Genomic DNA, 6,447 nt, shown 5'->3' on the forward strand with positions numbered 1-6,447 from the left:
GAATACGTTGATAATTCAAGTTTTGAACCCGGGTCAAATGCACAGCTTTTAGCTGATCGAAGACCTGAAATTGGGTTGCCATTAAAAGAAGCTGGTAGCAAACGTGGAGAACCCAGTAATAATGATAACTACTTTTTGTACAATCTAAAAGTAGAATTTTATTTACCAGCTAATTTCTTGAGCTCGGCAAAACTAAAATCGAAAAGACATACCAGAAGAGGAAGAGGAAGATGATAAATTAGTTTTACTTCTCTTTATCTATCTAAAATTTCGTAGATCGATCTATTGCTTTTAAATTCCGGAACTATCTCCTTCATTAGAGAAACAAGCGATAGCTCTGACTCTGAAGATTCCAGCATAGTACGCAACCTTTCTACAAAACTGTTCACCATTATGTAATCAGGAACATTTATTTTAGCAATTAAAATCTTCGGATGGTGAGTTGGTAAATTATCTTCACCCTTAGTTAGTAGTTCTTCAAATAACTTCTCCCCTTGCCTTAACCCGGTAAAAACAATGTCAATGTCCTTGTAAGGTTCAAATCCAGATAGTTTTATCATTTTTCGAGCTAAATCAACAATTCTCACTGATTTACCCATATCAAAAATAAATATTTCACCCCCTTTTCCCATGCAACCCGCCTCTAAGATCAACTCACAGGCCTCACTTATTGTCATGAAATATCTATTGATTTCTGGGTGAGTGACTGTTACTGGTCCGCCTTTTTCTATTTGATTTTTAAAGTGAGGAATAACAGAACCGTTAGAGCCTAATACATTACCAAATCGTGTCGTAATAAAAGATGTCTTACTTTGATTATTGAGTGATTGAACATACATTTCGGCAATCCTTTTGCTCGCCCCCATCACATTCGTTGGGTTTACGGCCTTGTCAGTTGATACCATGACAAATTTCTCAACACCAAATTTGTCTGCCGCATTAGCCAAGTTATAAGTACCTATTACATTACATAATATCGCTTCAGAAGGGTTTGCCTCCATTAATGGCACGTGCTTGTAAGCTGCTGCATGAAAGACAATCTGTGGTTGATGTTCGATAAAAAGAGATTCTATACGCTTGCTATTTGTTATATCTGCAACATAATAATCAATACTGATTTCAGATTGATTATCTAACTCATTAATAATATTATAAAGGGGCGTTTCTGATTGATCAATTAATAATAATGACTTAGGCTTTAATTCAATCACTTGCCTTACTAGTTCACTACCAATTGATCCAGCTGCCCCTGATATACAAACTACTTTGCCACTAAACTCATTTACCAATTCTTCATTCTTAATAGTTATTGAATCTCGCTCAAGTAAATCTTCTATTTTAACTTCTTTGATTTGATTAAGACTCAACTCACCTTTAACCCAAGTATTTAAATTAGGGACAGTTCGTACTTTTAAATTATAATTAAGACATGTATCAACAATTTCATTTTTACGCTGAACAGATAACTGATTAACTGCAATTATTAACTCTTCAATTTGGTATTTAGAGTGAAATAATTCTATCTCATTTAGAGAATAAATTTCAGTCCCAGCAATAATTTTTCCTATCTTATTCGTATCATCTTCGAAGAAAGCAACTACATTCATTCCAGATTTATGATCATCATCTAATAAATGTTTAGTCATTATACCCATTTGTCCAGCGCCAAAAATTGCGACATTTATTTTATTATGATATAATCGACCATAATAAGAAAAGATATTTTTTATAAGAAGGCGGTACTGAAACAGAAATAAAAAAGATGCGAGAAATGAGATTAAGATTACCGAGTATGGAATCAAGTTGCTTCCAACATTATAATGATAAACTAAATTAACCAGAGATGATAAGGCATGAGTTAGTATTAAAGTTTGAAAAACTCGAAGCCCATCTTTTAAGCCGGTGTACCTAACAATACCAGCATAGCTTCTGGTTATTAGTAATGAAATTAATCCTGCAATTCCATTTAATATAATTCCCTCTAAAGGATTATATGAATCGATTAATGATAAATCAAAATTAAAGCGTAAACAATAGCCCAAAAAGGTGGCAAATAATATTACTCCAACATCAAGAACAATAATAACCCATCTAGGAAGTATACGAAGGCGAAGTAGAAATTTAGTAATCACTAAAATACAGGTTATTTACCTTTCTTGACTATTCGTTTTAGTCCAAGAGCACCACCGGCAAGTAAAAGAATTTCTATACCAGTAATAGGCACTGGATTGTCCGGGTCACCTCCAGGGTCGCCAGGTTGTGCATTTACTGAAAAAGAGAACAGAACTAAACCAAAAACTATAAATAACTTTCTAACCATTATTGTTTAATCAAACGATGAATAGATAACTTATTATCAAATTGTAATCTAATCATGTATATACCATTCACAAAATTATCAATGTAAATTACAAACGTACTCTGATATGGATTATCTTGATAAACAACCTTACCTTTTGCATCTATAATCTCAATTTTATTTATCTCATGACTCATTGATTCTATAAATAATCTATTTGATGCTGGATTAGGATAAATTCTTAAATTGTTATTCGTATTCTCCGATATAGATGTTACTTCCTCTACTACATAATTTTCTCCAACCCGTTCACTACAATTAGTGAAATCCACCTGCAACTCATAAAAGCCTGATTGTTCAATTTCCAAGGTACTCCCATTTGCACCTAAAAGAATCTCCCCATTTAAATACCATGTATTTCCAATATCGTAATTTGATATGAGAACATTTTCTTCACGTGTTATTATTGGATTAATTAGAACCTTATTAATAAACTCTGTTTGATCCAATATTACAGTACATCCATTAAATCTGGATTCTATTTTGATCAAATTCTCTTCGATTAAATCAGAAGATTGTAGTTCAAATGTTAACGATTCTTCAGTTGCAACTTTGGCATCTCCATATTCAATTTCATTTAGAATGATTTGATACTCTACACCGCTTTGGGGTGTTTCAATTAAAATTATCGCATTATCATCCTTACATACATCATCAGCATTAAATGCTAAATCCGTATTTAATTCAATTAAATCTATAGTTAAAGACTCTGATAGTTGAGATGTGCAATTGTTCAATGAAGCATTGATTTTAATATCGTTGGTTGAAATTAAGTCAGAAGATAAAACTTCAAACGTGATATCTGAGCCATTACCAAGTTGTGAATCACCGTAAACGCTATTGTTCAATACTAATTGATAAGTTACGTCATTCTCAGAGTCATTAAGAGTAACTATCCCATTTTCTCCTTGACAAATCGATGCCTTTGAGTCAATGATAAGATTAGTGTTTATTGATGTTTTATTAATCTGCAATACATCGCCAACATTGGTTTGTTCACAACCTTCCAAAGAACCAATGAAATAAATTTCGTTTAATCCTGAATTTATATCCATTTCAGCTATTTCAATTTGAATATCATTGCCATCACCTAAAAACTCATAATTTGATGGTTGGCCATTAATAATTGCAGTATAATTAACACCTAACTGAGATGATTTGATTACTACGGAAGCTGATTCATTATCACAAAGGTTATTATCAGATTCTATTAACAAATTTGACTGTATTAAATCTGACCCAAACTCTAAAATAAAACGTCCTTTGCCAAAGCTCTCTGGTACTGATTCATCAACTGAGAACTCATAGCTTTGAGTTGATGATAAGTCGATAATTACATCTGTATAGTTATCTTTTAAAGTTAAAACACTAATACTAGTTAGTGACTCTAACTGAGAAAAAAGTAAGGTGTAACTTCCTGTTTCAACATCTGATACATTAATAGGAACCTGTGTCGCGCATCCATAAGGCACATAATTGATTGCTAAATCATTTTCATCGTTACCATAGGTAGTAATATCAAATTCAACATTATCCAAATTTGGTGTGTCACCTAAATCATATCCAGAAGTAAAACCATCCTTAAATGAAACATAGGCATTGTCTGTAATAATACCATCTGTTAATGCAATCTGAACAATTTCTAAATCTGGTTTTGCTTGTCTATAAAATGCTCCTGTAGTAGTGCTTTTAGCCGATTCGTTTAATGTTAATGATGGACTATTTGCGTTTGCTCTCACCCAGAAAGCCTGGCCTGTTGCTATAACACCACCTGTTAAATCTCCCACTGAGCCATCATAGGTTCTATAAACACCTCCAGAACCATTATCTCTAATATGAATGCCATTATCTATGTTAGTAAATGCTCCTGCGCCTCCTCCAAGTATGTTATCCCAATCAATTGAAGCTGGGAACGGATTACCTACTAAATTCCAGCCTTCATTAGCAGCACCATTTCCTGAATCATTAAATGTAACATTTAAATTTATGTTAGATGAATTCGCCAAATTAACAGGGCCTGTTACGTCTATCAAAGTACTTGCAGAACCTTCTCGTATAAAAGCGGCATAACCGCGGCCGACTTCAATTATGCTACTAGCTAAAGTGCCAGAAGCAGGGTGGGCTTCATAGCCATCATCTGCCAAACCTGCAGTACTTTCGTTGTACCTATAAAGTGAAGGGCTTGATGAAACAATACCTGCACCTGTGCTCGGATCTGAAAACGTACCCGTTATTGGGAAATCGTCTCTCCATTGCTCAAAATTAGCACCACTTACCGGGCTAGATATGTATCTATAAATTCTTCCTTCTCCTGATAAAAATCTTTGGACTATAACATTGCCCGTAATATTAGCACCTGATGGAACTACTCCAATACTTCCATTTCCAGAAGCTGCATCTGATGTTGATCTTATTGTAAGATTACCCCCACTTGCAATAGTTGCTGCACTTGCACCATCAAAACTTAATCTGCCAGCTAAATTTAAAGCACTTGCAATAGTAACAGTCCCAGAGGCCTTAGTCACGGCAATGTTATTAAAAGTTGCTCCTCCAGCGGCAATATTTTGATTGGCTGTTGTTCCTAAAGTAACGGTTCCACCATTGGCTGAGAATATGGCCGCAGGGTCAATTTGAAGATTTCCATTAATATTTACATTGCCCGAAGGTAAGGTTAAAGTAGCCCCGCTTGGCACTTGAACATTTACAAATGTTGCTGTGCTGGAACCATTGATCAACGAAGTTCCATTAAAAATAACCTGGCCTGTATATGTAGCCAAAGAACCTCCATTTCTTACCCAATTGCCCAGAACGGTTATAGAATTGGCCCCAATAGATAATGAACCACCATTTAAAGTAACATTTCCATTCACCTGCAAGTTTTGATCTAAAACAAGAGAACCAGATGTATTGATAGTGATATCACCTAGCGCATCAGTTGTAAGGGCATCAGGAATTTCACTTCCTGTTGTTTGACCAGCATTGGTATAAATGACATTATATAACGCTCCACCAGTAGTTTCAGGGCTATCCCCAGAGAAAGTTGCATTGGAGTTCTTTGTTAATGTTGCGTCATTGCCCATGAACAAATTCGCATTATTGGTCAAGGTGCCATTGGTAAGTACCAATGACTGAGTAACATTTAGCGTACCATTTAGAGTCAAAGTACCAGAAGGCCGATTATAGCTGATATTACCAATCGTATTGAATGATGGGTTAAATTGCAAAGAACCTACGGCACCTGTTCCTGTTATGTTAATGGTTGAGGCCGAATTTGACAACAAATTACCAGTACCAGATAGTGTACCTGTTAAATTTAAGGTTCTATCCCTGATATCTATATTTCCCTGGGTAAGGTTTAAGGCCGTTCCAATAGTTACATTATCTTCAAAAACAGCCACTTCACCTGACCTATCAATTGTTAACGTTCCCAAAGTAGGTGTTGCTGAAACAAAAGGAATGGTACCTATTGCACCTGAACCTGAGAATATTAGTGTTGATGTAGAATTTACAGACAGAGACCCACCACCCGAATGTGCACCCTGAATGGTTAACGTCCTGCTGCCTATGGTTAAATTTCCACTTGTCAAAGCCAACTCTCCGCCTATTGTAACATTTGAAGCAAGTGTTACTCCGTTACTGTTATTGATCTCTGTATTGACACCAGAAGTTGATGGGTGCCCAGAACCTATGAATTGAGCTGAAGATCCATTGTAGACTATTGTGGAGCCTGAAGTATATGTTCTTGTGCCAGAAACTCTGATATTACCTGCTGTGGTTCCAGACTGAATTGCACCATTAGCTGCTGTTGAAGCCAAATGTATTTCTCCTAAATTATTTAGCAACAAATCTCCAGTAGTAGAAATAAAGCTCGTAACCCCTATTTCTAAAATTGAATTTGAATTAACAATAAAGTCAAACTCTGTAAAATTAGTTGTTCCAGTGTATAACTGAGATGCCCCATCAAAAGTCAAATTATAATCTCCAGTGCCTCCATTATTTATGGTAGGGCTCGAACTAAGCACAAAATTTGAAGCTACATTAATATCAATATTTCCAGCTCCTCCATAGGTCATATTTATAGTGCCTCC

General features: G+C 35.2%; 3 protein-coding genes and 1 pseudogene. 1 reads left to right on the forward strand and 3 read right to left on the reverse strand.

The genetic code is table 11. From position 1 onward, the window contains the following. Positions 1–234, forward strand: a pseudogene (locus RLO81_RS01455) (hypothetical protein); the annotation flags it as partial. A gap of 20 nt (positions 235–254) precedes the next feature. On the opposite strand, the gene RLO81_RS01460 reads toward RLO81_RS01455, so the two are convergent. The 3 genes from RLO81_RS01460 to RLO81_RS01470 all read right to left on the reverse strand — a co-directional run. Continuing rightward, the gene (locus RLO81_RS01460) at positions 255–2,132 is read right to left on the reverse strand and encodes a polysaccharide biosynthesis protein (protein WP_350106170.1); all 1,878 of its coding nucleotides are present in this window, start codon (positions 2,130–2,132) and stop codon (positions 255–257) included. An 11-nt stretch (positions 2,133–2,143) separates the two neighbouring features. Further along, positions 2,144–2,320: a hypothetical protein gene (locus tag RLO81_RS01465; protein WP_350106173.1), complete on the reverse strand. Its 177-nt coding sequence runs from the start codon at positions 2,318–2,320 to the stop codon at positions 2,144–2,146. After that, positions 2,320–6,447: T9SS type A sorting domain-containing protein (locus RLO81_RS01470; protein ID WP_350106176.1), on the reverse strand; the 4,128-nt coding region annotated here is incomplete at its 5' end. The genes RLO81_RS01465 and RLO81_RS01470, both read right to left, overlap by 1 nt.

The sequence above is a fragment of the Fulvivirga sp. genome, from assembly GCF_040220315.1.
Classification (GTDB): Bacteria; Bacteroidota; Bacteroidia; order Cytophagales; family Cyclobacteriaceae; genus Fulvivirga.